Source organism: Ruegeria sp. CDSB117, from assembly GCF_059611005.1.
In genome coordinates, this window is record NZ_JBXWOS010000010.1 from 94,089 (window position 1) to 119,018 (window position 24,930).

Below are 24,930 nucleotides of genomic sequence, written 5' to 3' on the forward strand. Positions count from 1 at the left end.
GATCATCCTGGGCCTTGGGTTCCCGTAGGTTGGTAAAAAAGTGTCCCCCGCCATCCGCGCGATGCTGCGCAGTTCCTCTTCGCTGGCATGAGCACGGGACGCGATCTGAATGCCGTCGTTCAAAGCGGCAACAAAACGAGCGAGTTCGCTCAGCGTGCGCTCTCTGTCGAGTTCTCTCTTGCCTGAGCTTCTATTCAGGCAGCCCCACTGCACGAAGCCCATCCAGGATTGCGTCCCACCGTGTGGGATCCTGAAAATGGAAACTGCGCAGGCCGCTAATCCGGAAGTCCGGATCTGATGCCAATAGGGCATCCCGCGCCCTTTCTCCTTGATCAGATAGACCAGCCTGACCAGCCGCGCTGGCAAGATACAATTGAGCGACTGGTAATCCCGGCGAGTTTTGCAGCGCTCGATTGGCGTTGGCGATGGCATTCTCGAAATCACCCATAATCAGATAGGTCTGGGCTAACGCTTGTGGGACACGGTGATATATCCGGTTCTTGGCCAGAGAAAACGAGCCCTTTTTGATAGACTTCAGCGCAAGCTCTGGTTGGCCCATCAAGTTCTGGATCCAGCCAAGTACCATATGCCCCTGGGCAAACTGCGGACTGATTTCGAACCCACGTTCAACACACCGCACCGCTGCATCCAAATCGCCGGTAATACCGTAATGAAAAATCCCCCGGATCAGGTGCACGTAGTCGCTTTGGTCATTCAACGACACCGCCTTGCTCAACCCGGCGTCGGCCGCTTCGATATCCTCCGTGCGTATCGGACGGTAACCCCATACCAATTCGCCGATCAACGTGTTCGCCTTCATCCCAACGGCCATAAAATTGCGTGGCTGGACCGTCAGGATCCTGTCCAGCAGACGTCCCGCCGCCTCCCATTCTTCAGGCTGCGATCCCATCATGTAATGCCCTGCAAGGTTCAGCATTGCCTCAGGATCGTTTGTCTCTGTCTCAGCCGCGCGCTCAGCAATTCGTTGCAGAATCCCGTATCGGATGGTTGTCGCGATTTCCCCTGACAACAGATCTTCTGCCAAGAAGGGGTCGGAAAGATCACCGTTCATCCGCTGGGTCAGATAGGTTGCCGATGTACCCGTCTCGCGCAGCTTAAGGGTGGCGCGGACCTGATTGCCGGAGGCATGAAACACCGCCGTGGCGATATGGTCCGGGCCCGCCTCGAGTGCGATCAGATCCAACCCTGTAAGATTGGCAAGCGCCGCCTCTACCGTGTGATTGCAAGCTTCGGCCAGCATCTTGGCATCGTCATTGTTGCCAAGGGTTTCGAATGCGGCGAGGGCTATCGTTGGTTTTTTGGATGTAACCCCGATGGACGGCGTGGTGACACTGTTCAATGCACCGCCATGGTCGGGAGGCCAGACAAAGGCGCGGATCGGGCGCGAGATGTTCTTCAGCGTCAACTCGCCCACATCCGTGAACAGCCCGTCCATTACGCCAACGATCTGGTCACGGACGGCAGCGGAGATGCAGATCCCGCCGGTCGGGGCTGCGCCTTCTAAGCGAGCCGCGAGATTCACACCGTCGCCATAAATGTCGCCGTCATCGACAACCACGTCGCCCAGATGAACGCCCATGCGGTAACTGATCTGCCGATCTTGAGGCACGGATTCTTCCTCTGCGCGCATCGCTTCTTGTGCCGAAATCGCGAACCGCACCGCTTCCACCACGCTTGAAAACTCGGCCAGAAATCCATCGCCGGTCGACTTAATGATCTTACCCCCAGCCTGCTCGATGCCGGGGTCGAGCACGGACAGGCGCAGTTCTTTCTGACGCGCGAGCGTGGCTTCCTCGGCGGATTCCACAAGCAGCGAAAAGCCTACAATGTCGGCTGCCAAGATCGAAGTGAGTTTGCGTTTCACCCTTGGGCTCGCGGGTTCAATGGAATCCAACCGGTTTTGTCCGGTTCGGGCACAACGACCCCATCCCCACCAAACGATGTCGGAACCGTCTTCCACTTCGGCAGGCCATCGGCCATGTCGAAAACACGTTCGCCATAGAAGATGTGAAAGGTCGGCTCAAAGCTCAAATCGGATTCGGCCAGCGACATCGCGTAAACCGCGACGATGTCCTTACCAGGTTTGATATTCACCAATGCACCACCGCATTTACCACAGGAAACACGATGGCTCTCATCATTCTTGTCCGATTGAACCGTCGGCCCTGACAATGAGACCTTGTCTGCCGACCAGAGACACCAAGCATTGACCGGCGCTGAATGCCACTTTCTACAAGAGTGGCAATGACAATAAGCCATGATCATCGGCTTACCGGTGGTAGAAACATTACATGCGCCGCAGTAGCAGATTCCTTGGTAGGTTTCAGAAACGCCGCTCATCATCTTTTTCCCAAATCGATCAAGGGCGCTCTTTGTAACACACTAGGGACACCCGACTTCCTCAATACATTTCTACACATACATCCCTATTGTGCTGCCCCAAAGTGGCTTCTTCATCTCCGCTGCTGAACTTCGAACGATATCCTGAAAGAGCCTTTGTCCGGTGTCCATCGCAATCACTCGATTTCGGGGTTTCAGCCAGTTTAATATGTCACCATGCCAAAGGTAGCGACAACAACCGAAGATCTTGCAACCCGGATCATTGCTGCATTTGACGGCCTTGATCCACCTGCTGATGGTGAACTTCTTCACCCCGAATGTATGGATGACGTGGATATTCTTGAATTCTACGGCGGGGTCAAATGGCACGAGATGACCGATCAAATGATCATATACAATTACGCTGCCCCCACGGCTTTCAGCGCCAAAGCCTTTCAGTACTACTTGCCCGCATATCTGATTTGGACGCTGCTAAATTCAGACAGCCGGGAATATGCCAGTGAAAGCATCCTACTTGCACTCGACCCCGGCACATCGAAAGAAATGCTGCATGAGTTCAGGAAGTCCAAGTTCAACCAATTGACGCCTGCACAGAAAGAGGCCGTGTTGAGGTTTCTGTACTTTTTCAGCGACCATCCTGATCTCGGTGAATTTGCGGAATCCGCTTTGGTCAATTACTGGATTGACCAGGGCGTGCGGTCGCCGGGTCGATGATTTTTACGTATTTGATGTGGCTCTTCGCAACTCTGTTCGTCGTAACCGGTTTACCGTTGGCATGGACTGAGGATGAGCAATGGCAACGACTATGGGGGGATCCAGTGCGCTGTCACTTACCCTTTTTGCTATATCGATTGCAGCGGATAGTTTGCTTAGAGGCCAGATAAGAATTCATTTTTCGATTATCCACTGCTCCAGCCAACCGCGTTTGTGCTTCAGCGCAATCGCATTGGTGTTCGCTGCCGGTACCGGTGCCATCATTGCTGCTATCTGGGCAGTTTTCTTTAAGGATTGGTAAGATTTGCCCAGCACGGAGTGACTTCAGAACCAATGGGCCGATTTAGACTGAATGAATACGACCATTGCGATTTCGTTGTTTCGTCAGTTTTCCAGGCTTTCGAACCAGTCGAGCGCCATCGTGCCCCATTCTTTTGGGTAGCCGTGCCCACCGTCGTGCAAAAAGAGTTCAAGACTACCGTGTTCGCATTCCCACCGTTTGCGCCAAAGATTGGCCGTCACTTCGTTTTCTGTCGCGTTGTGTTGGCATTCGTTTCTTCGGCGCCACAACGCAAGACCCTCCCAGACATCGGCCTGGGTAATGGTGATATCGAACTCTTCATTGTGTATTGATCTGCCCTCAAGCGGCACAACCTTGTCAGCAAAACCGTGAGTATGAAGCATATGAACGGGGCCAAGACACTCCTCGGTCATGGGAAGCCAGAAGCCACCGGACGCAGGGGCATAGCCACGCGCCAGGTCAGGCGCGAGGCACGCAACTTCCCACACCATGGAACCACCTCGTGAGAACCCTGTCAGCAGCACCTGGTCCGGGTTTACGTTTGCACGGGTCACGAGATCCGCCAGCACGTCACGGAGAAACCTGACATCAGAGCGGGGATAGGTAATCCACCCATCCCTAACCGACCAGTCAGCAGGTTTTCCTTCCAGCCATGGCAATGCGGTCGGTGCCACAAACGCATAACCCCGCGCGGTGAATGCTTCGACGAACTGCTTGTTTTTAAGTACCTTTGCTCCGGACCCGCCATAACCATGCAAGTGCATCACGACCGGCCCGCCCCGCCATTCATCTGGTAGGGCGATGTGGTATTCACCGGTGTCTATTTTGCAGGGATTGGATACTTCGCCGCAATCAAGCGCAAAGGCCTGCCCCGAAATCAGAAACATGGACAATGCGATTGTTACCTTTTCGAGCATATCTGGGTCCCTCCCGATGTCTGACCGTACCATATTACGGAAAGGGCTTTTTTGAGACGGCGGTGGTGCAGAATTCAACTTTGCTGAGCAGCCTCACCTGACTGATCCAAAAAGATTGTTAGTGCATCAGCGGCTTTTACTCCATTGAGATGATGGTTTGAGTTGCTGGCGGACGATACACGAACTCACATTTCGCGGGACTAAGCGGACGTACGCCGCACTAAGGCAAGTGATCCCGGAAGGATTGAGACCTAGTTGCAAAAGCCACTTAAGACCAATTTAGTTCGAGACCAATCGAAACTGGACAGATACTAGATCCGCTGCCGTCTTAGTCCGGGATTTCCACGGTTCCGACAATATGAGTTCGCCTCAGGGGCAGCGCTTGGTATGCTGAGGCGATATCTGTTGTCGCTATGCCGCTGCCAGTCATTCCTTCGTAGCGCCCCGTCCCGGTGACGATTTCCCAAGTGTTTGCCTCGCCTTTTTCCCCGGCCTTCCATCGCATGATAAAAGTGTCATCACCTTCACCGAAAACGCATATTCCATTGATTGAGTTGGTGCCGTCTTCAAATCCAAATCCAGAACCCAAACATCTGGCAGGCCCATCATCCATTGGACCCTCAATTACTTCGAAACCACCCCGATTGTCTGTTAGGTGAAAAATGTGATCCCCAAGGTCAAAGTTCTCTTGATTTAGAGGGTAGACATTGTTGATTTCGATGCGTTGCTCGTCAGCACTGGCGGGAACACCGAGTGTCGCCAAAAGCAGGCTAATCCGTAGGACTCTCATCTGGTTCTCCAAAGAATGCCACTCATCTTAAGGGCCTTCAAAGCATTTACAATCAGCAATAACTCTGCGGACCCACCACTAATGTTGTACGGGGTTACGCGGTTCCAGCCAATTGATGGCGGACCAAATCGGGCATCGGCAAGGGCTTGATGACGCTGCGGTGCAGCCCGCAGAAAAAGAATTTCGCTGCGGTTGCCAGTTGCCCGGCCAGATGAGGTCATGCTCAGGGAAGACACCCTGTCGTCGCCCTAAGGTTCACAGGAGACCCAAGACAATATAGATTTCTATGAAGATTTGACAGCAATAGGCGTGGATCAGAATGGCGCGACAGTTCCCACTCGAAGGTGACAAGACCTTTCTAGTTTATGCTGGCACTGGCACAGACCTGATATTTAATCATGGGGTTGAGCTACCCGGTTTCGCGTCGTTTCCATTGCTGGAAGAACCTGACACCAGGGCAATACTGGCTGGTCAAATGCAGGCACTTGTCGATCTCGCCGGTGAAATGAGTGTCGGATGCATCCTTGATGCGCCCACATGGATGGCGAACGCCGACCGAGCAGGGCCCTTGGGGTACGATGCAGAACGGCTCGTTGAGGTGAACAAGGATGCGGTCAGTCTAGTCGAGGGCGTGCGCCAAGCTGCCACTCGCGATGATGTACTGGTGTCAGCATGTATTGGCCCGCGTTATGATCCTTACGCCAACATTCCGCCGGTACCCGTCGAAGATGCACGTCAATACCACGCCGCTCAAATGCACAGCCTGAAAGACACAAGTGTCGACCTGGTCACCGCTTATACATTCAACCGCCCAAGCGAGGCAGCGGGATGCATCCTCGCCGCCCGAGACGCTGATCTGCCGATCATCATGTCTCTGGTTGTTGAGACAGACGGGTGCCTGGCAGATGGAACCAAACTTGTGGACGGAATTGACCATATCGACGGGGCAACCGACGCAGCGGCGCTGTTTTTTATGGTCAACTGCGCTCATCCTACCCATTTCGCCGGAGCGCTTGGCAACCACCCACGACTTAGAGGCATGGTGGCGAACGCTTCGAGCTGCTCGCATGCGGAACTTGACGAAGCAGATGAACTGGACGAAGGCGATCCAATTGAGCTTGGTAAACAGATTGCCGCGATTGCGCAGCAGAATCCATCGATTCAAGTATTTGGAGGATGCTGCGGTACCGACATGCGCCACCTGAAATCGATGGCCGGCGAATTGGCGTAATCAACTTGGTACAATCTGAGCGATAACGCTGATATCTAAGGTGATACCGTGATTTTTTTCCGCAACTTGTTGGGAGGCGGCCCATTCCTGCCCATCACTGATTGGTCAATATGCTGCGCTTGAGCCCGCACAGCCGCCGTTCGCTGCGAACGCAGAGTTCGCGAAATGACAAATGCCGCCGCCGTCGCCACTGGTTGCAAATAGAACAATACGTAGGTTTATTCCCAACGCTTGTGAGCTGGCTATCCGGCGGAATTCGACCAATACATGTATGGGTTGTTGAATTGAAATCACTCGTCTGGTAGCACACGGAGTTGGAAACCCTGATACAGGAGAGATCAGATATGATGAATTGTCAGACTTCAATGCTTCGCGCGGTAGTCGCAGTAGCCCGTTAAAGCGGTCTGACAGGTTTCCGATCTGAAGGCCGCCTCGTGAGCGGCCTTTTTTGTGTTTTCCTCATGTGGCGGCTTTCCATCATTTCATGGAGAGAACAATGCCAAGCTTATCACTTTACATTCCAATCAGCCGGTCGCGTGGCCTCTTACTGCGGCTAGCGGCAATCTTCGCCCATCGACCCAGCGTGGAACGGCCTGTTCTGCGCGGAAGAGCCGAGTTGCCGGCTCACCTGAGAAAGGACGTCGGCCTTCCGCCGGAGGTTGAACACCCACCTCCCTCGCATTACCGGTTCCCCTTTTAACGAACCGACCAAGCAAGGGCATTAAGCTGCCCTTGCTCTTGACTATTACGCCGTGTGCGGAGTGATGCGTATCCTCATTCCGCGCGATAAATGAACCCTGTTGCATACAGTTCCTTTTGACGTGTGTTCAAGGCCGCCAGAGAGATCATTTCACACTCGTCCTGCAACTTGCGAAGACCAAGCCGGCTGGTCCGAAGAAAAGCTGGCCAAACTGGAAGAGGAAGTCCTGTCCATTCATGAACGGCTCAGGCCAAGTGTCGAAAGCGGCAGCGCCGTCGAGAACACCAGCATGTCCGATGTAAAAAACTGCCGTTGAAGTCGCATCGACCTACGAAGGTTTTCTGGAAAAGCCAGTCCTTCTTTTCAAACCCAATAAATTCCACTTCACGTCATGATGTTGCGTGTTTGCTTGCCGTGCCGGGTCGGCAAGACAACAGGATCAGGACCAGAAAGGACAGGTTTAGTACGACGTTGAAGGGCGCCCCTACCAAAATGGAGCCTGAACTGTCGACGCAAAACCAGGACCATGCCGTAATCTGAGCGGTCTTGGTCGCGGCCACCGCCGATACCGGGGCAACGTATGTTCCCAGCGCCCATTGCATTCCTCCCAAGCCAACCGTCAGGCCTCCAGTGATCACCAGCAGTAAAGGCGACGGAACCATCAGTTCCGCGGGAACATCGTGAATTGGCCAATACGCGATTTGCAGAAAGATATACGCAACGGGATGAAGAAACTGAAACGCGGCCAGCGCAAAAAGCGCCCCGGTTGCAGCAAGAACACCGCCTGAAATTCGCATTGCTGATTGTTGTTGGGTCATGAGCTTCTCCTTTCGATATGCGCCCTTCATGCAGCTTGCGGCGGACGCAAATCAATTACCTCGGAGGTAGGTGAATTCTGTTAGGACCCTTGCTAAACTCAGGTCATGACACCCTATCCCGGCATGCTGAAAGAGTGGCGAAAGCGACGCAGGATGAGCCAGCTGGACCTTGCAGTCGAAGCCGAGGTCAGTGCGCGACATATCTCATTTCTTGAAACCGGGCGGTCCCGGCCGAGCCCGGACATGATCCTTCATCTGTCCGAGGTCATGAACCTTCCGGTCGACACTCGAAATCAGATGATGCGCGCCGAAGGATTCGCGCCGCGTTTTGCGGCAACTCCGATTGATGACGCGGCGATGTCGCCCATTCGGGACGCGGTCGAATGGACTCTGCAGCAACATGCGCCTTACCCTGGAATGGTGTTGGACCGGCTCTGGACGGTTGTAATGCTCAACAGCGGTGCCCAAAAGCTGTTCAAGCCACTGGGGATCGGCGAGGGGCAAAGCCTGCTGGATCTGCTGACCAGCCCGTTGATGCCTGAGCTTGTCGAAAACTGGCCCGAGGTCGCGCATCACACGATGTTGCGGCTGCGCGCTGAAAGCGCCAACGCAGGCGGCATACCCGCACTGGACGCCGCAGCGCGCACGTTGTCGCAACAGGGGCACGCCCGAAGTGACGCGGTGATCGGGCCGACAATTTCTACGATCTACCGCTTTGGTGGTCAGCGGCTTTCCCTGTTTGGAACCATTGCGCAATTCAGCACGGTCACGGATGTCACGCTGGACGATTTGAAGATTGAGCTGTTTTTTCCGGCCGACGACCAAAGTGCCAAATTTCTGCGTGATCTTGCCCACGTGGCTGCCAATTAGATGGTGGTTTGACTAGAGCCCACCACGTCCCGGCGAACCCCGTTCATTCCTGACCTTGGAAGGGTTCCTGCCATTGCGGCCCTAACCAGCCATTCATCAGATCAGGCGACGCCGCAATGCAGCTTCACCGAACCGGACTTTCGCCGAAAGCGCAGAATCCAGCGGCGGAGTAACTCACACTTCGGCGGACAAACGAAACTTTCGCTGCGCAACGCGTAAACGTCCGATTTCGTCGTTTCGCGCCTGCGATGAATTACACAGAGGCGGAAACCTGTCAGTCGCTGTTCGTGGTGAAATGCACCGCATTCCCTCTAGAATGGCGCAGGCGATCTCTGTTTTCGAAGGATGAATTCACACTCGGTTCATTTTCCGACCACTCGTTCAAGTATTCAAGAAGTAGCGGACTTGCCTTTGAACGTGTTCAGGTGTGCATCCAATTCCTTCAGGTAAGCGTTGCGTTGAGCTTCAGATATCCACGATCCAACGAATGCGTTCCTCATGAACTGGGTCATTTCATCAGCCGAGAAGTCTCCTTGTTCCTGAACGGCGTTGAGCATGTTTGACATGTATCTGCTGGCAAATTCTTCCGGGTCATCGGTATTGAGACAAGCAGGAACGTTCAATTCGAGCATTTTGCGGATTGCTGGAATTCGGCGCGGCCCCGGATCCGCCAGACGCCAGGTCGGGCACATAGTCAACGTGACCTGACGTTCCTTAACATCTGCGATCAGCTGCGGATCATCCATGACATGTACGCCGTGATCAATGCGGTGTACGCCAAGATCATGGATGCATTGGCGCGCGTGCTCAACGGCATTTTTCTGATCGCAGTCGCAGTGAGCCGTTAGCTTGAAACCCAGCTCTCGTCCACGATCATAGTATTCCTGAAATTTTGCCGGCGGATTTCCTTCTTCGACAGAATCCAAACCCAGGCCAACAATTTCGTCCTTGTAGTTCTCCGCCAGTTTCAACGTTTCGAGCGCGCTTTCAAGCGAACGGTCCCGGTTCATGCACATAACCAATTGAGTCGAGACCGGAGAATCTTTTCGCGCCTTGTTGAGGGCATCAATCAGCTCGCCAAACTCGATCCCGCGCTCCAAATGGCCTTGAGGGTCGAATGAAAGCTCCACGTGCCGGGTGTTTTCTATGACGCATTTCTCCAAATAGTCCTGGGTGATTTCAAAAATATCCCGCCCAGTTCGAAGTACATCCGAACACATGTAGTGATATTTCAGGAAATTTTCCAAGGGAGGCGTGCCATAGTTTTGCGCCTCCAAAAGCTCTTGCTCCGTTTTGTATTCAATGTCGACGCCATTGCGATCCGCCAATTCCAGAACACGCCTTGGAGAAACTGTCCCTTCAATATGGAGATGCAATTCTGCCTTTGGCATCTCTTGAATGAACTGCTTCATATCCATTGAAAAGCTCCTTCCTGAGTATTCTAAATTTCGATTGAACAGACGAACCTTGGTAGTCCAGATGCCGCAATTCGGTTAATGCCTAAAGTGTGGAACCGGGAGACGAAACTGGGAGGAAACTGTTTCGCCTCCCGGTTCCGCCGGGCCGAGATCCTGAGCCCGCCGGATTAAGCGAGAGTAAGCAGGTAGTAGGCCAAAGGGACGCACATCACATACAGGAACCAGTGCACCTCTCCGCCGCGCCCGGCAAACAGTTTCATTGCAGCCGCAAGAATGATGCCGACACTCAGACCTGTCGCGATGTTGAACGTAAATGCAGTCATGATGACCGAGATGATTGCCGGTATGAATTCAGTTGGATCATCGAACTTCATGCCTTCAAGCGTCGTGAGCATGCTGGCTCCAACAAGGAACAGAGCTGCACCCGCTGCGGCAGCTGGCACCATCAAAGCGATGGGCGTGAACAACAACATCACAGCGAAAATGAGTGCCGTGAATATGGCAGTAAGACCTGTACGTCCGCCTGCTTCAACACCGGCGGCTGATTCAGTGTAAGTTGTTATTGTGGTAGTTCCGATAAGTGTCCCGGCAGTTGTCCCAACTGCGTCCACCATGAAAACCTTGTCGGCCTCTTCGAATTCCCCATTTTCATCAAGCTTCCCCATTTTCCCGCCCACAGCATAAAGTGTGGCGGTGGTGCCAAAGAAATCCGATACGAAGAAAGCAAAGATCAGCGGGATGAAGGCCAGGTTCATGGCCTCTTTTAGATCTAGCTGGAAGGAAATAGGTGCAATGGATGAAGGTAACCCGATCAGGTTATCTGGAATGGTTGTCACCCCGAGCGGTACACTGACGGCGGTAGCTATCAGAATGCCATAAACGATTGCTCCTTTGGACTTGCGCGCCTGAAAGAACAAGATCGTAACGAAGGCAATGCCAGCGACAATAGCATTAGGTGTGTGTATATCGCCCAGAACCATAGAACGGCGACCGTGTTCAAGAATGCCCATGTTCATCAGACCGAGCAAACACAGGAACAATCCAATCAGCGGCGCCAGTGCAAATTTCATACCCGCAGGCATGATATTCACCATGAACCTCCGAATTCCCAATGCTGTGATAACGATGAAGATTACGCCTGAAATGAAGTTGACGGCCAAAGCACCCTGCCATGTCGCCAGTCCTGCACCTACAATAGAAAACGCAAAGAACCCATTCGCCCCCATACCAGGAGCAAGCACGAAGGGCATTTTTGCGTATAGACCACAGGCAGCCGTCACGACCACCATAGCTATGATTGTTGTTGTGGTCAGGGCGGCCTGATCCATTCCGGCATTCGACAGAATTAGCGGGTGCACAATGATCACGTAGGCCAACGTCATGAAGTTTGCCAACCCGCCCATGGCCTCTGATCCGACCGTCGTGTTGTTTTGGCTTAGCTTGAAGTACCTCTCAAGAAAGCCCTTCGGCGACTTAGTTTCGCCAGCTCCTAACCGATCCTCGACAAAATCATTCATGGCATCTCCTCCTATATGCCGGTGACAATTGTGCTTTCCTGCATGCCTCCAACGCTGGAAACCCAAATTTGATCTTATCTCCGAGCACGTGATGCAAAAAGGACAAAGATCGCAGCACATCGTTGCGATTTATGCACCACTTGATACACTTTGGATGAGCCTTCCAAACTCGAAATTCTTATTCAGATGGGGCAGGAATGCACGGAATAGCTCTGAAATATATTGATGCAGTCAATCGACACGGGTCGATCCGTGAAGCGGCGCGAAGGTTGAACGTATCGTCGTCATCCATCACACGTCAGCTTCAAAAGGTAGAGTATCATTTTGGAATTCGGATTTTTGAACGCGGTACAGAGGGCGTTCGCACAACTGAATCGGGACGTATTTTGCTTGCTCACATTGGCAGCACGCTGCGGGATTGGGAGCGCACACAGATCCAACTTGAGGCAACAGCTGGAAAACGTACAACAGTAGTCAATATCGCCGCCACCGATAGCATCGCTTCGTCGTTCCTACCCAATTTGCTTTCCGACTGTCTTGAAGAAAACACGGCTGTGCGCTTTCACACCTTGTTGAAACAATCGCCCCAAATTTGCGAGGCGGTGATCCTGGGCGAAGCAGATGTTGGCATCACGTTCTTGTCCAAGGATAATCCGAGGGTGACTACTAACGCAGAACACCATTTGCAGGTTGGTATCCTCGCCTCCCAGGAACATCCTTTGGCGATACGTGACTCAGTTAGTCTTGGTGAAGCGCTTGAATATCCCATGGTCGCATCTTCTGTGAGAGCACCAATTTATCAGGAGATCGGAAAACAGCTGGGGGAAAGGTATGAAAACTACGAGCCCTGGATCAAAACAGATTCCATCACAATGCTTCACGCGCTTGTTGATTCCGGCAGGTTTATTTCCTTGGGGACCGTTCTTTATACGATCAAGAACCGTTCAGGAGCAAAAGAGCTTTTCAGGATTCCCATTTCAGGCTCAACGCTTCCGGATGATCGATTGGTCCTTGTGACCAGGAAAGAAAATCCGACTGATACGTTAGATTGGTTCGTAAGAAAATCTACGGATTTTCTCGACAGGAGCTTTGGCGGCAACCCGTGATCCCTAAACCGAAATTTGGTACTTCAATATTGTCTTTGATGCATGAACTGAACTGGACTAATTCCGGCACAAGCAAACCGCGAAAGTAGCGCCCAGTGCAGGCTGTTTTTAATGCAGACGACTGCCACTATCACACGCTTCGCGCGCATTCGTCGGATGTGCAGAAATAGGCTTTTGGGGCTCTTCAGGCACCTTCGCCGCATGATCCACCAACCGCTGGTCTGAGCAGGTCGCCATTCGCTGTACCTTGCCCGAACTGGTAAGAGGCGGACGAAGTGAGAATTCGCTGCGACTGCACTGATGTCTGCGTTGGCATTCGTATGAGATAACCGATGAGCCATAACGACAGCCAAGGTTGAAAAAACTGGCTAAGCATTGCCGAGAAAATGTGTTCGCCTGGACAGTAATGCGCACAACGCAGTGTTCGCCCAGGCGTTCATATTGCAATACGCATTCGCTACGCGTAGTCGGGCGCATCCAGCGTTTCGCCACTCATGTTGGCCTCAACAGCAGCGACATAGGCTTTGGCGGTGTCGGAAGCAGACAGACCAGAACTTGGATCCATGCCCATCTTCTGCATGGTCTCTTTGACAAACACCGGGCTGACGGTGTTGACGCGAAGATCGCGGTCAAGCTCAAGCGCTGCTGCTTTAGCGAAGGATTCCAGTGCGCCGTTTGCCAAGCTGATGACAACAGAGCCGGGCATCGGTTCACGAGACAGGATGCCCGCAGTCAGCGCGAACGAACCGCCGTCGTTGACATAGTTCTGCCCTACCCGAACCAGATTGATCTGCCCCATCAGCTTGTTACCGAACGCCAGCTCATATGCGTCATCATCTAATTCATTGAAAGGGGCAAATCCGGCCAGCCCGGCAGTGCTGATGACGGCGTCAACTTTGCCAATGGATTGGAACATCGCCTCAATGGAGGCTTTGGAGCCGAGGTCAACTTTCACATCGCCATCGCTATAGCCCGCTCTGATGATGTCATGTTTGGCGGAAAGGGCGTCTGCTACTGCGCCGCCGATCAGGCCTGTTGCGCCTACGATAAGGATTTTCATTGTGTTTCTCCGTTTGATGGGGGGGTGGCGCTGCCCGATAGAGTGTGAGGCAGCGCAGGGTGTTCGACGGTGATTACGGCTTGGCGCTGTAATCTAAGTCCAGCGGTGCAGGTCCTTCAGCAGGTCCGACCAACTGTTCAATCTGAAGGCGGAATCGCTCGACCAGATCGCGTTTCAGCATGAAGCGGTGGAAGTCTGCGGGCGAGGTGTTGTAGTGGTGAACTGATTGGTATCCCTCGGGAGAGGCGATATCCATGCGGGCCGGGAATTGCAGCCATTTGCCTTGAAATTCTTCGGACAGCATCCAGTTCAAATAGAGCTTGGCCGCGGCCTTGTTCTTGGCATCGGTTGGAATGGCGGCCACCTGGAACCATGTCAGGAAAAAATCCTCTTCCGGCAACACCAAGCGTGTATTGCTGCCTTCCCACGGGACGAATGCCCAAGATGTGGTGAAGCTTGCACCATACCAGCCATTGTCAATTGCGACATAAGGCATGGATGTACCGCGCACCCATGTGGGTTCTGTTGCAATGAGTTTCTCCAGAAACTCCCAGCCGTATTTTTCCTTCAGGTTCCAGAACTGGTACAGCACCGCGTCATCGGTATGCGGATAGGTCAGGATCAATTTGCCCTTCAGCGCCGGGTCAAGGTAATCCATCGCATCGCGTGGGGCATCCTCGTCTGCAATGACGCTGTTGTTGTAAACATTGGTGAAGGCTACGCCAAACAGGCCAACCCAATTGCCATGCGGGTCTTTGTAATCCGGATAAACCTTTTCCCAGTTCTTCGGCTTGTATCGCTCCAGCAGGCCGCGCTCTGCGTAGTAGTCAAAGTCATGCAGGGTTTGCAGTTGAATGATGTCCGGCACATCGACCTTATCATCTTCTTTGCGCGCATTGTCATAGCGCGAGGCGTGATAAAAACTCAGGTCTACGCTGTGAGTGACATTGATCTCTGGAAAGCGTTTCTTGAACATATCCAGATAGTAGTCTGCCTGATCATCCTTATCGCCACCGGCGCGGATGACGAGCTCCCCGCCTTCGGCAACGGCATCGGCATAAAGCTGATCTAGTGACTTGGTTTCAATTTCTGTTGCGAGTGCAGAACAGGCGAAGAGCATGCCTGAGACCGCACTAATGAGTGCACGTTTCATTGGAGTATCCTTTCTAAAGGGGCAGAGGTTACGCAGCGAGTTCTTGACCGGTGGCATATTCGTAAGACCGGCCAATTATCGACTTGATGATGACCAGCTCTGCCGCATCACGGGGGGAATAGACCATGACCAATCCAACGGGACGGCGCCCCAGATCGACCAATGTGTGGTGTTCGCCCCAGCCCTTCGCGACCACTTCCAGCGCGTCTTTTTTTGGCAGTTGCACATGCATGCTGCCATTGTCGGGCTTGGGATGGATATGAGCGATCTCGCGACCGATCATGAAGGCGTCGTGATTGCAGGCGGCAGCGTCATGCATGACCATCGCGCGGGCACCGGGAACCGACACCAGACTGTGTGCCTCGTCGACACCGGCTAGCGAAAACGCCCAGTCGCGCATCTGGTCAACGATGTCATCGGGGCCATGCTGCGTGACCTGTGAATGGGGCAGACCGTGTGTGGTTTGGGGCTTGGGTCCAACACGCTGCGGTAAGTTCAGGGGCGTAAGCATTTCGTGTCTCCGTTTCTGTGTGAACAACAGATAGCTTGACCATCACCGCAAGGTAATTCACAGTTTTGGCAAGGAGAGCTTGCATGAATGCACAGAAACTGGACTGGAGCGATATCCCCTTTGTCCTTGCCGTTTGCGAGGCTGGCAGCCTGTCAGGTGCTGCACGTCAACTGGGGGTTAACCATTCGACGGTGTTTCGTCGGATTGAGGGCGTCGAGGCACGCTTGGGCGTCACCCTGTTCGAGCGTTTAAGCCACGGTTACGTCATGACCGCAGCTGGAGAGCACTTCTTCCGAAATGGGCTTCTGCTGCGCGACGGGATGAACAGTATCCAACGGGAACTGGGCGGACAGGACCTGCGGCTGGCCGGTGCGTTGACGGTGACGACAACGGATTCACTGCTTCACTGTCTGACGCCGGTGTTTTCAGCGTTCCAGAATGAGTACCCGAACATTGCACTGCGGCTCTTGTCCGACACACGCCCGCTCGACCTGATGCAGCGTGACGCTGATATTGCTTTGCGTCCGACAAACTCTCCCCCGGAACACTGGATCGGGCGCAATCTGTCGAAGCTCGCCTATGCGGCCTATGCCCAAAAAGAGTATTTCGAAACTGTACAGGACTTACCTGCAACAGCACACCGATGGATCAGATTGAATGACAGTCTCAACCAATCGCCAATGAGCCAAATTACAATAAAACACAAACCAGAAGACGCGCCTGTAACGATATCCAATTCTCTGATGGGCGTGTTTGAGTTGGTTCGCAGCGGCCTCGGGTTTGGGGCCTTGCCATGCTATCTGGGAGAGGCCTACCCAAATCTTGTGCGTGTTCACGATCCAGAGGAACAGTACAACTCAGACCTTTGGATGTTGGCTCACCCCGACATCCGTCGGAGCGCCCGGGTCCATGCTTTCTTCGAGTTTGCGACGGCAAGAGTTCGTGACGAGTTCGTGGGCATTTGCTAAGTTTGCGAACTGCGGAACAGACATTTGTTCACAGTGCAGCATCGGTTGTGGGTAGGCAGTTGGATGCTGGATAAAGCTGCCCTCAGATGATTTCACGTGAATTTCTGCTATTTTACAAAGGAACAGTCGTCTCCGAGAATTCATGGCAGGTCCGTCGCGACCTACAACCCGGAAATATACGCTCCATGTCCGACACAATCCTCGCAGCTGAGCCGACCATCCGCCTTGTTGCCTTTCTGGGCATTCTGGCGGTCATGGCGCTATGGGAAGTTGCAGCACCCCGGCGGCGACGGGAAATACCACGCGTTGTGCGTTGGACAAATAATCTTGCGCTCGTTGTGCTCGACACCGCGATCCTGCGGCTGACCTTTCCGATCCTCGCAGTTGGTCTCGCGGTGATGGCCGAGAAGCGCGGATGGGGGCTCTTCAACAACATCGATGCGCCGGTTTGGGTCGCCATCGCGGTCTCAATGCTGCTTCTCGATCTTGCGATCTATCTTCAGCACGTAATGTTCCACGCAGTGCCGGGGCTTTGGCGGCTGCACCGGATGCATCACGCCGATCTTGATTTCGACGCGACCACAGGCTTGCGGTTCCACCCGTTAGAAATCCTCATCTCGATGGGGATCAAGCTCGCGGTCGTTGCAGCCTTGGGTCCCCCCGCTGTCGCCGTGCTCTTGTTCGAGGTCATCCTGAACGCGACCGCGCTTTTCAATCACGCCAACATCGATCTTCCGCGCCGGCTAGACCGTATCCTAAGATGGATCATCGTCACCCCGGACATGCACCGTGTGCATCATTCCGTTGATCCATGCGAGACCAACTCGAACTTCGGCTTTAATCTACCCTGGTGGGATCGGCTCCTGGGGACTTACGTCGCGCAGCCTGCGAAAGGGCACAAGAGTATGGTGATCGGCATTAAGCAGTTTCGCACGCGCCGCGACCTCTGGCTCGACCGGATGTTGATTCAACCTTTTCTCGGTCCAGCGAGCGGTGGCGCGCTTGACGCCCGGAGCCATCGGAAGCGATCTTCATCCACCTCATCCAAGCCGGGCGGCGACAAATAGATCCAAAGCCGTGAACTAATGATCTTTTGCGGCCCAAAGAAGATATCCAGGGCACCGCTCGGATGCCGCATCGGCAGCCCGCATTGCCTCCATTCGCCGCACGCGCAATATCAGAGACTGGCTGAACTGACGCTATGCGGGACATAGCCGCCTTTTGCCAGAACTGATATTGCTGACGCAGAAAATGCTCGCGGGCGCGGCATGGTTCTCGCTGTGAAGCAGCATGTGTCGTCGGAGCGGTCATTGAATGCCAGTCTAAAAGGCGAAATTCAATTCAACATTTCGCCGCAATCGCTACTGACAAACGAGGAGCGGACAAAGGTTGAATTTGCTGCACCTACCCCGAATGGCCGCTCCTCACCTTTCGCTACCAAATAGCAGTCAACGCTTTCTGATCATCGCCCAATCGCATAGGCCTGCATCCCCCTAGCACTGGCGGACCCTGACAACATCCCTGAAGCGGTGATCATGGCGCTGCAAATCCACCCTTCCGACCAAGGCGGTGCTGTGGTGACAACATGGCCACGCGCAGTCAGTGCGGCAACAATCTCGCGGCTCGCGCGGGCTTCTATCTTCATATGTCCGGGCTCGGCGTTGCGCGGGTAAAATGAGCCGGGCCAATGGGTTGAGCTGAACCCGAGCGCATCATTGGCCTGTTGCGGGGACATGCCGCACAGCAGATGACGGACCAGAAATGCCAGTTGCCATTGATCCTGCTTGTCGCCACCCGGTGTGCCAAGCGCCATGTAAGGCTTGCCTGCATCGTTCAGAACAATCGTTGGCGACAACGTACTGCGCGGACGTTTACCCGGCGAAAGCGCGTCTGGCGCGCCCGGTATCAGGCTCATCATCTGCAGCCGGGTGCCCAGACACACGCCAAGCTCGGGGATCACGGGTGAGGATTCCATCCAGCCACCCGACGGAGTTGCAGACACCATGTTGCCCCAACGGTCGACCACGCTGATCTGGCAGGTGTCGCCGGTGGCGGGCCCTGGATCACCGCTGCCGTTGTCGCTCTTGGCTGTCGGTTCGCCCAGACCCATCGCGGCCAGCGCCTCGGCATCGAATTCCTTCGTGGCGGCGCTGTGATAGTCGACGGGATAGCCAAATCCGGGGATGTCGCCGGGTCGCCAGAGGTTGTTCGCCTGATCGCCTACCAGTTTTGCGCGGCTTTGCGCGTAATCTCGACCCAGCAATTGCGCCATTGGCACCTGCACCACATTCGGATCACCGTAATAGGTTTCCCGATCGGCATAAGTCAGTTTCATGATCTCAGTCAGCGTGTGATAGAAATCAGCACTGTTTGGGTCGCGTAGGTGATCCTCAAGCTGTTCGGCCAGCGCCAATCCTTGCAATAGTACTGGGCCCTGACCCCACGGTCCGGTCTTGCACACGGTGTGGCCGCGATAGTTCAGCGTAAAAGGGTCTTCATAAAAGGCCGACCAGCCCACCATGTCGTTACCGGTCAGCAGCCCGCCATTGCGCTGCCCGGTCACATCCAGATGCGTGGTCGTGCGGCAAAACCGATCAATGCTTTCAGCAACAAAGCCGGTTTTCCAAACATTGCGTGCCGCTTCAATCTGATCCGACCGGTCTTGCGCGGTACCCGCCGCCTCATGCAAAATACGCGTGTACATATCCGCAAGAATGGGGTTTTTCAGCGGCTTATCCGCCGACGGAACTTCCCCATTATCGAGGTAAATCGCCGCGTTTTCGGGCCATTCAGTAGCGAACCATCCCCGCAACTGCGTGATCGACTTGATCAGCTTCAATGTCATCGGCACGCCATGCGTTGCATAGTCGATGGCTGGCTGCATCACCTCTGCCAGATCGAGGGTGCCATAGTCGCGCAGCATCAGCATCCAGGCATCAAACGCACCCGGGATAGCTGTCGCCAGCAGCCCTGTGCCGGGAATCTGGTCAATCCCAAGTGCGCGAAATGCGTCAATCGTTGCACCGGCAGGCGCGGGGCCTTGCCCGCAAACCACGCGGGTCGCGCCGCTGTCGGCGTGGTGCAGTAGTATGGGCACCTCACCCAAAGGACCATTCAGATGTGGCTCGGCCACTTGTAAAACCAGCCCACCGGCCACTGCTGCATCAAAAGCGTTACCGCCAATCTCAAGCATACGCATCGCAGTCTGACTGGCCAGCCAGTGGGTTGAGCTTGCGATCCCAAAATGCCCGGTGAGGTCAGGCCGTGTGGTGAACTCCATGTCTTGTCCTTCCGATTCTGGCGGGGCATCATGTGTGGGCGAATGATAATAAAATGCAAGAATTTTCTATATCAGTCTAAACTCAGGTTATGTTTCACACGCGGCAACATATTGAAACGCGCGCTCCTGAGCGCTGAGCGCATCGCTTACAAGCTGTTGCTGCATGGACTGAACCAGGCGCGAATTGGACCTGTGCCTTGGGGTCATCAGCACGATGTTAAAACCGATATTCTGGTCCAGAGGGCGCACGACGACTGTGTCCGAAGGCCTTTCAAGCGCAGTCATGGCGTCCACGATAGCCACACCGGCGCCGTTCATGGCAAGTTCCATCGCGGTCTGGGTTGTAAACACCTCTAACCGGCGTCGCTGAGACGAGATCAGTTGGGACAATGGCTGCGGCAATGCCAGATGCAATGGGTCGAAATTCGAAGGAGCGATCAGATCGTGACCCGCCAAATCGTCAACCTCGATGCGCTTGCGCCCGCACAGCGGATGCCCCTTGGGGCACACACAGACTAGGGGCAATTGCAACAACGGGGTTTGTATGACCCCCAACTCATCCTTCCGGAAAAGACCCAAACCCAGATCAGAGCGCCCGGCGGCAACAGACCGCGCGATCCAGTCGGTGCTACGCGCGACCAGTGACAGCGAAACATCCGGCCTGTCTCGTAGAAAATTCGCGGCTGTGCGCGGTAACCAGCCCTGTGAAAGCAGCGGCATTGCCGCCACGCTGAGCATCCCACGCCGGCTTTCGCGCAGATCCTCGGCAAACCGGTCCAGTTGATCCAGACCCCGGTACAGGATCTCGGCCTGCTCAAACAGGGCAGTGGCCTCATCTGTGGGATGTAGACGGTTTCCGTTGCGCCCAAACAGGGTAAAGCCCACATCGTCCTCTAACAAACGCAACTGTTTGCTGATTGCAGGTTGGCTGACATGCAATCGTTTTGCGGATTCTGTTACCGACCCAGTCAGCATAACCATCCGAAAAATCTCGACTTGTCGTGCATTCATAACTTTTTCTCTGTTTGGGGGCAAAACAAGTTATTTGAGATTATACTAAATCAATCGCAAACTATCTGGCAATGTCGATAATGAATGAACATGCCATGATCGAACTTGCGACTGACTTGACTACCCCAGCACAAACTTCGGGCCATTGGCCGGGCGAACTTGCGTTTGATGCCTCTGATTTCACCGCTCGGCTGCACATGATACAGGCGGATCTGTCAGGCAGGGGTTTGGATGGCGCCTTGCTGTTCGACCCCGAGAACATGTTCTGGCTGACCGGTTTTCAGACCATCGGATATTTCACCTTTCAATGCATGTTCATCCCCAAAGAAGGGTTGCCCACCGTTGTCACGCGCGTCGTCAACCGCGACATGGCGCTGGCCCTGCCAACCATTGGCGGGGTCGAGGCGGTTCTGGACACGCAGGATCATGTCGATGTCCTTTGCGGATTCCTGGAACGGCTGGGTGCACGTCAGATCGGATTGGAAACGGGCACGCGGTATCTGAACGTCCGCGATTACAGATGCCTGTCGGCGTTGAATTCGGTTGCGTTTCAGGATTGGGACGGGGTGATCGAACAACACCGCCCGGTCAAAACGCCGGCTCAGATCGATCGGATGCGACAGGCCGCTCGTGCGGTCGAGGCGGGCATGGATGCCGCGCTGAGCACCATCGCGCCGGGGCGCACCGACAATGATGTCGCGGCGGCGCTCTATCAGGGGTCCATCGCGGCAGGTAGTGAGTATATCGGACATCCGCCTATGGTGGTCAGCGGCAAACGCTCGGCCCTTTGTTTTGCCTTGTGGAGACGCAAGGTGATCGAGCGTGGCGATGTGGTTTTGCTTGAGGGCGCGGGCTGCGTCGACCGGTATCATGTGATGATGTCGCGTTCGGCCGTGGTTGGAAAACCCACGGATGAACATAAGGGCACTGCGGATGCGCTGATCGGAATTCTGGAAACCGCGATTGACGTGATCAAACCGGGTGAGACCGCGGGCGAAATCGACCGACGCTGCCGGGCCGGGATCGAAAAACTGGGGCTGGGCAAGTACTTTAAAAGCCGCGTCGCCTATGGCATCGGGATCGGTTTTCCGCCCAACTGGGCCGAGGGACACATTTATGCCATCCGCCCGGACGACCCGCTGATGATCCAGGAAAACATGACCTTTCACATCATTCCGACCATGTTCCGCGAGGATTTCGGCATGGCCATCAGCGACAGCATCCGCGTCACCGCGACCGGTTGTGAGGTGCTGACGCAATACCCCCGCGATCTGGTGATCGTGGACTAAGACACAAACATTCAGGGAGATCAAAATGCTTGGAACATACATGAAAACCGGCGGTGCAGCGCTTGCGTTATCGGCAGCAGCGACACTGGCCCAAGCGCAGGAAAAATGGGATATGCCCGCCGCCTATTCGGGCAAAAACTTCATCTCACAATCTTACATCGCCTTTGCCGAGGACGTGACCGCCAACTCAGGCGGTGCGCTTGAGATCGTCGTGCATCCGGCAGGGTCGCTCTATAAAGGGTCCGAGATTCTGCGCGCCGTACGGTCCGGGCAGGTTCCAATCGGGGGCCGTTACATGGGGGCACATGCCAAGGAAGATCCGATCTTCGGCCTCGACACCGTTCCGTTTGTCGCCACCAATTTCGATGAGGCATGGGCGCTGTATCAAGCCTCAAAACCCGCGATTGAGGCAGCACTGGAAGAGCGCGGCATGAAACTGCTGTTCATGCCAGTTTGGCCGCCGCAGGGGCTGTTCTCGGCCAATCCGGTCGAAACCATGGCGGATATGGATGGTGCAAAGTTCCGCGCGGCGGATGCCAATACATCGCGTCTGGCCGTGCTGATGGGCGCGACACCGACCAAGACCGAAGCGACCGAGATCAGTCAGGCGTTTTCGACCGGCGTGGCCGACAGCATGATGGGATCGGGTGCCATCGGTGTATTCCAGAAGATGTGGGACTATGCCGATCACTTCTACACCGTGAATGCCTGGATGCCGAAAAGCGCCGTGATCGTTAACTTGGAAGCCTGGAACGGCCTGGACGAGGCCACGCAGAAGGTGGTCACGGATGCCGCCACAAAGGCCGAGGCTGATGTCTGGGCCGCCGTGGCAGGCGTGACCGATGGTTATAACGCCACCATGGCCGAAAACGGCATGACCGTTGCGGCGCCTTCCGATGAACTGGCGGTGTCGTTCCAAGAGATCGGCACGACGATGGCGCAGGAATGGGCGGACAACGCCGGGGATGCGGGTGCTGCGGCGCTGGATGCCTATAAGGCCGCAAAATAATCAGGCAATTTCAACACCAATTGGCAGGGCTGCCCCGGCTGCCCTGCCCTTAGGGCCGGAGGAAACATGCAAGACCTTATCGGACGCAGCATTGATGTCATCAGCCGCCTGTGCGGCGCGCTGGCCGCCGCGGCGATCATCATTCTGACCGGCCTTGTCGTCACCAGCGTCGTAAGCCGCACACTTGGAATTTATGTTCCTGGCCTGACCGATTATGCAGCCTATTGTCTGGCCTCTGCCGGGGCGATGGGCATGGCATACACATTTGGTCAACACGGGCATATCCGGGTGGAAATGATCATCGATCAGCTGTCCTCGGGCCCACGCTATGTGCTTGAGGTGCTGGTGCTCGCGCTTTCGGCCGCGATGACCACATACCTGGCCTATTTTCTGGTGCGGATGGCCCATACGTCCTGGCTGTATGAGGATCGTAGCGACGGCTCGGATGAAATTCTGATCTGGATCCCCCAAGCCCCCTTTGCCCTTGGGTTCTGTCTGTTTGCATTTGTACTGGTGCTGGCGCTCATACGCGCGCTGATCCGGCGCGACCTTCAGGGTCTTGCGGCTGAGCACAAATCCGAAAGCTGGGAATAACCGATGACCGAAACAACACTTGCCATATTAATGGTCGTTGCCCTTTTGGGCTTGCTCAGCCTAGGCGTCTGGATCGGGCTGGCCCTGATGGGGGTCGGGTTCATCGCAATGGCGCTGTTTACGTCGCGCCCGGTCGGTGACGCGCTGGCCACCACAGTCTGGAGCCATTCGGCGCTTTGGGGGCTCGCCTCGCTGCCGCTGTTTATCTGGATGGGCGAAATCCTGTTCCGATCCCGATTATCCCAGGGGTTATTCAACGGGTTATCACCCCTGATGCGTCATCTGCCGGGCGGGCTGATCCATGTGAATATCGTGGGTTGCGCCACCTTTGCCGCCATTTCAGGCTCGTCTGCCGCCACGCTGGCCACCATTGGCAAGATCACCGTGCCCGAGCTGAAAAAGCGCGGCTATCCCGACAATATGGCCTATGGCACGCTGGCCGGTGCCTCGACGCTGGGCCTGTTGATCCCGCCTTCAATCATCATGATTGTCTATGGGGTCACAGCGCAGGAATCCATCACACGCCTGTTCATGGCCGGGATTTTTCCCGGGCTGATGCTGGCGGTTCTGTTCATGGGCTACATCATCATCTGGGGCATGTTGAACCCCGCTGGCCGTGCCCTGCGCGAAGACCGCGCCTCTTGGTCTGAACGGGGTCGGGGCATTCTGCAACTTGCCCCGGTTGTTGGTCTGATCTTGATTGTCATCGGGTCGATCTACGCCGGTGTCGCCTCTCCGACCGAGGCCGCTGTTCTGGGCGTTCTTGGCGCGTTGATGCTGTCCATTCTCGAGGGGTCGCTAAACTGGGATAAATTTATCGACGGGTTGATGGGCGCCACAAAAACCACGGCGATGATCATGCTTTTGGTTGCCGGATCGGCCTTTTTGACGCTGGCAATGGGGTTCACCGGTTTGCCACGTGCTCTGGCTGAATGGATCGGCGGCATGAACCTCAGCCCCTGGATGCTGATCGCGGCGCTGACGCTGTTCTATGTGGTGCTTGGGTTCTTTCTTGACGGTATATCGTCCATCGTTCTGACAATGGCCGTGGTTGAACCTTTAGTGCGTGGCGCGGGGATCGATATGATCTGGTTTGGCATCTTCGTGGTGCTGGTCGCCGAGATGGCGATGATCACCCCGCCCGTCGGGTTCAACCTGTTCCTCGTGCAAAGCATGACGGGACGCGATCTGGGGTTCATCGCACGCTCAGCCCTGCCCATGTTCCTGCTGATGGTGGTAGGTGTCATTCTGCTAACCGTGTTCCCACAAATCGCGCTGTGGCTGCCCGAATACCTGACGTCGAAAGGATAAC

Annotated in this window: 22 protein-coding genes; 10 read left to right on the forward strand and 12 right to left on the reverse strand. The window is 55.0% G+C overall.

The window, feature by feature from the left end; genetic code table 11:
* Positions 1–190 precede the first annotated feature (190 nt).
* Both AC2FJC_RS13005 and AC2FJC_RS13010 read right to left on the reverse strand, forming a co-directional pair.
* The gene (locus AC2FJC_RS13005; RefSeq protein WP_282154236.1) at positions 191–1,885 is read right to left on the reverse strand and encodes an adenylate/guanylate cyclase domain-containing protein; all 1,695 of its coding nucleotides are present in this window, start codon (positions 1,883–1,885) and stop codon (positions 191–193) included.
* On the reverse strand, positions 1,882–2,364 hold the full coding sequence (locus AC2FJC_RS13010; RefSeq protein WP_496739822.1) for a GFA family protein: 483 nt from the start codon (positions 2,362–2,364) through the stop codon (positions 1,882–1,884). The genes AC2FJC_RS13005 and AC2FJC_RS13010 overlap by 4 nt, the downstream gene beginning before the upstream one ends.
* A 213-nt stretch (positions 2,365–2,577) precedes the next feature.
* Between AC2FJC_RS13010 and AC2FJC_RS13015 the strand changes: the two genes are divergently transcribed.
* Positions 2,578–3,075 (forward strand): DUF6714 family protein, encoded by a 498-nt coding sequence (locus tag AC2FJC_RS13015; protein ID WP_282154235.1) that lies wholly within the window; start codon positions 2,578–2,580, stop codon positions 3,073–3,075.
* A 384-nt stretch (positions 3,076–3,459) separates the two neighbouring features.
* On the opposite strand, the gene AC2FJC_RS13020 is transcribed toward AC2FJC_RS13015, so the two are convergent.
* The gene (locus tag AC2FJC_RS13020; RefSeq protein ID WP_496739823.1) at positions 3,460–4,293 is read right to left on the reverse strand and encodes a CE1 family esterase; all 834 of its coding nucleotides are present in this window, start codon (positions 4,291–4,293) and stop codon (positions 3,460–3,462) included.
* Between the two features lie 328 nt (positions 4,294–4,621).
* Positions 4,622–5,083 carry a hypothetical protein gene (locus tag AC2FJC_RS13025; protein WP_170660739.1) on the reverse strand — a complete coding sequence of 154 codons (462 nt, stop codon included), beginning with the start codon at positions 5,081–5,083 and terminating at the stop codon, positions 4,622–4,624.
* A 319-nt stretch (positions 5,084–5,402) separates the two neighbouring features.
* Between AC2FJC_RS13025 and AC2FJC_RS13030 the strand changes: the two genes are divergently transcribed.
* Entirely contained in the window at positions 5,403–6,314 is a 912-nt protein-coding gene (locus tag AC2FJC_RS13030) for a homocysteine S-methyltransferase family protein (RefSeq protein WP_282154232.1), read from the forward strand.
* A gap of 1,089 nt (positions 6,315–7,403) precedes the next feature.
* Here the strand turns inward: AC2FJC_RS13030 and AC2FJC_RS13035 are convergent.
* Positions 7,404–7,832, reverse strand: coding sequence for a hypothetical protein (locus tag AC2FJC_RS13035; RefSeq protein ID WP_282154231.1), 429 nt, complete (start codon positions 7,830–7,832; stop codon positions 7,404–7,406).
* Between the two features lie 105 nt (positions 7,833–7,937).
* On the opposite strand from AC2FJC_RS13035, the gene AC2FJC_RS13040 reads away from it, so the two are divergent.
* Positions 7,938–8,702 (forward strand): helix-turn-helix domain-containing protein, encoded by a 765-nt coding sequence (locus AC2FJC_RS13040; protein WP_282154230.1) that lies wholly within the window; start codon positions 7,938–7,940, stop codon positions 8,700–8,702.
* 389 nt (positions 8,703–9,091) lie between these two features.
* On the opposite strand, the gene add is transcribed toward AC2FJC_RS13040, so the two are convergent.
* Together add and AC2FJC_RS13050 are read right to left on the reverse strand one after the other, a co-directional pair.
* Positions 9,092–10,120 carry an adenosine deaminase gene (gene add / locus AC2FJC_RS13045; RefSeq protein WP_496739824.1) on the reverse strand — a complete coding sequence of 343 codons (1,029 nt, stop codon included), beginning with the start codon at positions 10,118–10,120 and terminating at the stop codon, positions 9,092–9,094.
* Positions 10,121–10,287: 167 nt separating this feature from the next.
* Positions 10,288–11,637, reverse strand: a complete 1,350-nt coding sequence (locus AC2FJC_RS13050; protein WP_496739825.1) for an NCS2 family permease — start codon at positions 11,635–11,637, stop codon at positions 10,288–10,290.
* A 197-nt stretch (positions 11,638–11,834) separates the two neighbouring features.
* On the opposite strand from AC2FJC_RS13050, the gene AC2FJC_RS13055 reads away from it, so the two are divergent.
* Positions 11,835–12,743 (forward strand): LysR family transcriptional regulator, encoded by a 909-nt coding sequence (locus AC2FJC_RS13055; protein ID WP_496739826.1) that lies wholly within the window; start codon positions 11,835–11,837, stop codon positions 12,741–12,743.
* A gap of 457 nt (positions 12,744–13,200) precedes the next feature.
* Here AC2FJC_RS13055 and AC2FJC_RS13060 read toward each other — a convergent pair whose 3' ends face one another.
* From AC2FJC_RS13060 to AC2FJC_RS13070, 3 genes are all read right to left on the reverse strand, one after another.
* A complete protein-coding gene (locus tag AC2FJC_RS13060) occupies positions 13,201–13,803 on the reverse strand; it encodes a short chain dehydrogenase (protein WP_496739827.1) in 603 nt (200 codons plus the stop codon).
* A gap of 73 nt (positions 13,804–13,876) precedes the next feature.
* Positions 13,877–14,956, reverse strand: coding sequence for an ABC transporter substrate-binding protein (locus AC2FJC_RS13065; RefSeq protein ID WP_496739828.1), 1,080 nt, complete (start codon positions 14,954–14,956; stop codon positions 13,877–13,879).
* A 28-nt stretch (positions 14,957–14,984) separates the two neighbouring features.
* Entirely contained in the window at positions 14,985–15,467 is a 483-nt protein-coding gene (locus AC2FJC_RS13070) for a luciferase domain-containing protein (RefSeq protein ID WP_496739829.1), read from the reverse strand.
* 83 nt (positions 15,468–15,550) lie between these two features.
* Between AC2FJC_RS13070 and AC2FJC_RS13075 the strand changes: the two genes are divergently transcribed.
* Together AC2FJC_RS13075 and AC2FJC_RS13080 are read left to right on the forward strand one after the other, a co-directional pair.
* The gene (locus AC2FJC_RS13075; protein WP_496739830.1) at positions 15,551–16,435 is read left to right on the forward strand and encodes a LysR family transcriptional regulator; all 885 of its coding nucleotides are present in this window, start codon (positions 15,551–15,553) and stop codon (positions 16,433–16,435) included.
* A 185-nt stretch (positions 16,436–16,620) separates the two neighbouring features.
* Complete coding sequence (locus tag AC2FJC_RS13080; RefSeq protein ID WP_496739831.1) at positions 16,621–17,502, forward strand: sterol desaturase family protein; 882 nt, start codon at positions 16,621–16,623, stop codon at positions 17,500–17,502.
* 395 nt (positions 17,503–17,897) lie between these two features.
* On the opposite strand, the gene AC2FJC_RS13085 is transcribed toward AC2FJC_RS13080, so the two are convergent.
* On the reverse strand, positions 17,898–19,715 hold the full coding sequence (locus AC2FJC_RS13085; protein ID WP_299667781.1) for a gamma-glutamyltransferase family protein: 1,818 nt from the start codon (positions 19,713–19,715) through the stop codon (positions 17,898–17,900).
* Between the two features lie 87 nt (positions 19,716–19,802).
* Complete coding sequence (locus tag AC2FJC_RS13090; RefSeq protein ID WP_299667784.1) at positions 19,803–20,726, reverse strand: LysR substrate-binding domain-containing protein; 924 nt, start codon at positions 20,724–20,726, stop codon at positions 19,803–19,805.
* A gap of 95 nt (positions 20,727–20,821) precedes the next feature.
* On the opposite strand from AC2FJC_RS13090, the gene AC2FJC_RS13095 reads away from it, so the two are divergent.
* From AC2FJC_RS13095 to AC2FJC_RS13110, 4 genes are all read left to right on the forward strand, one after another.
* Positions 20,822–22,015, forward strand: coding sequence for a M24 family metallopeptidase (locus AC2FJC_RS13095; protein WP_496739832.1), 1,194 nt, complete (start codon positions 20,822–20,824; stop codon positions 22,013–22,015).
* A 25-nt stretch (positions 22,016–22,040) separates the two neighbouring features.
* On the forward strand, positions 22,041–23,024 hold the full coding sequence (locus tag AC2FJC_RS13100) for a TRAP transporter substrate-binding protein (RefSeq protein WP_496739833.1): 984 nt from the start codon (positions 22,041–22,043) through the stop codon (positions 23,022–23,024).
* A 66-nt stretch (positions 23,025–23,090) separates the two neighbouring features.
* Positions 23,091–23,618: a TRAP transporter small permease gene (locus AC2FJC_RS13105; protein WP_299667793.1), complete on the forward strand. Its 528-nt coding sequence runs from the start codon at positions 23,091–23,093 to the stop codon at positions 23,616–23,618.
* Between the two features lie 3 nt (positions 23,619–23,621).
* Positions 23,622–24,929, forward strand: a complete 1,308-nt coding sequence (locus tag AC2FJC_RS13110) for a TRAP transporter large permease (RefSeq protein WP_299667796.1) — start codon at positions 23,622–23,624, stop codon at positions 24,927–24,929.
* The last annotated feature ends 1 nt before the right edge of the window (position 24,930 follow it).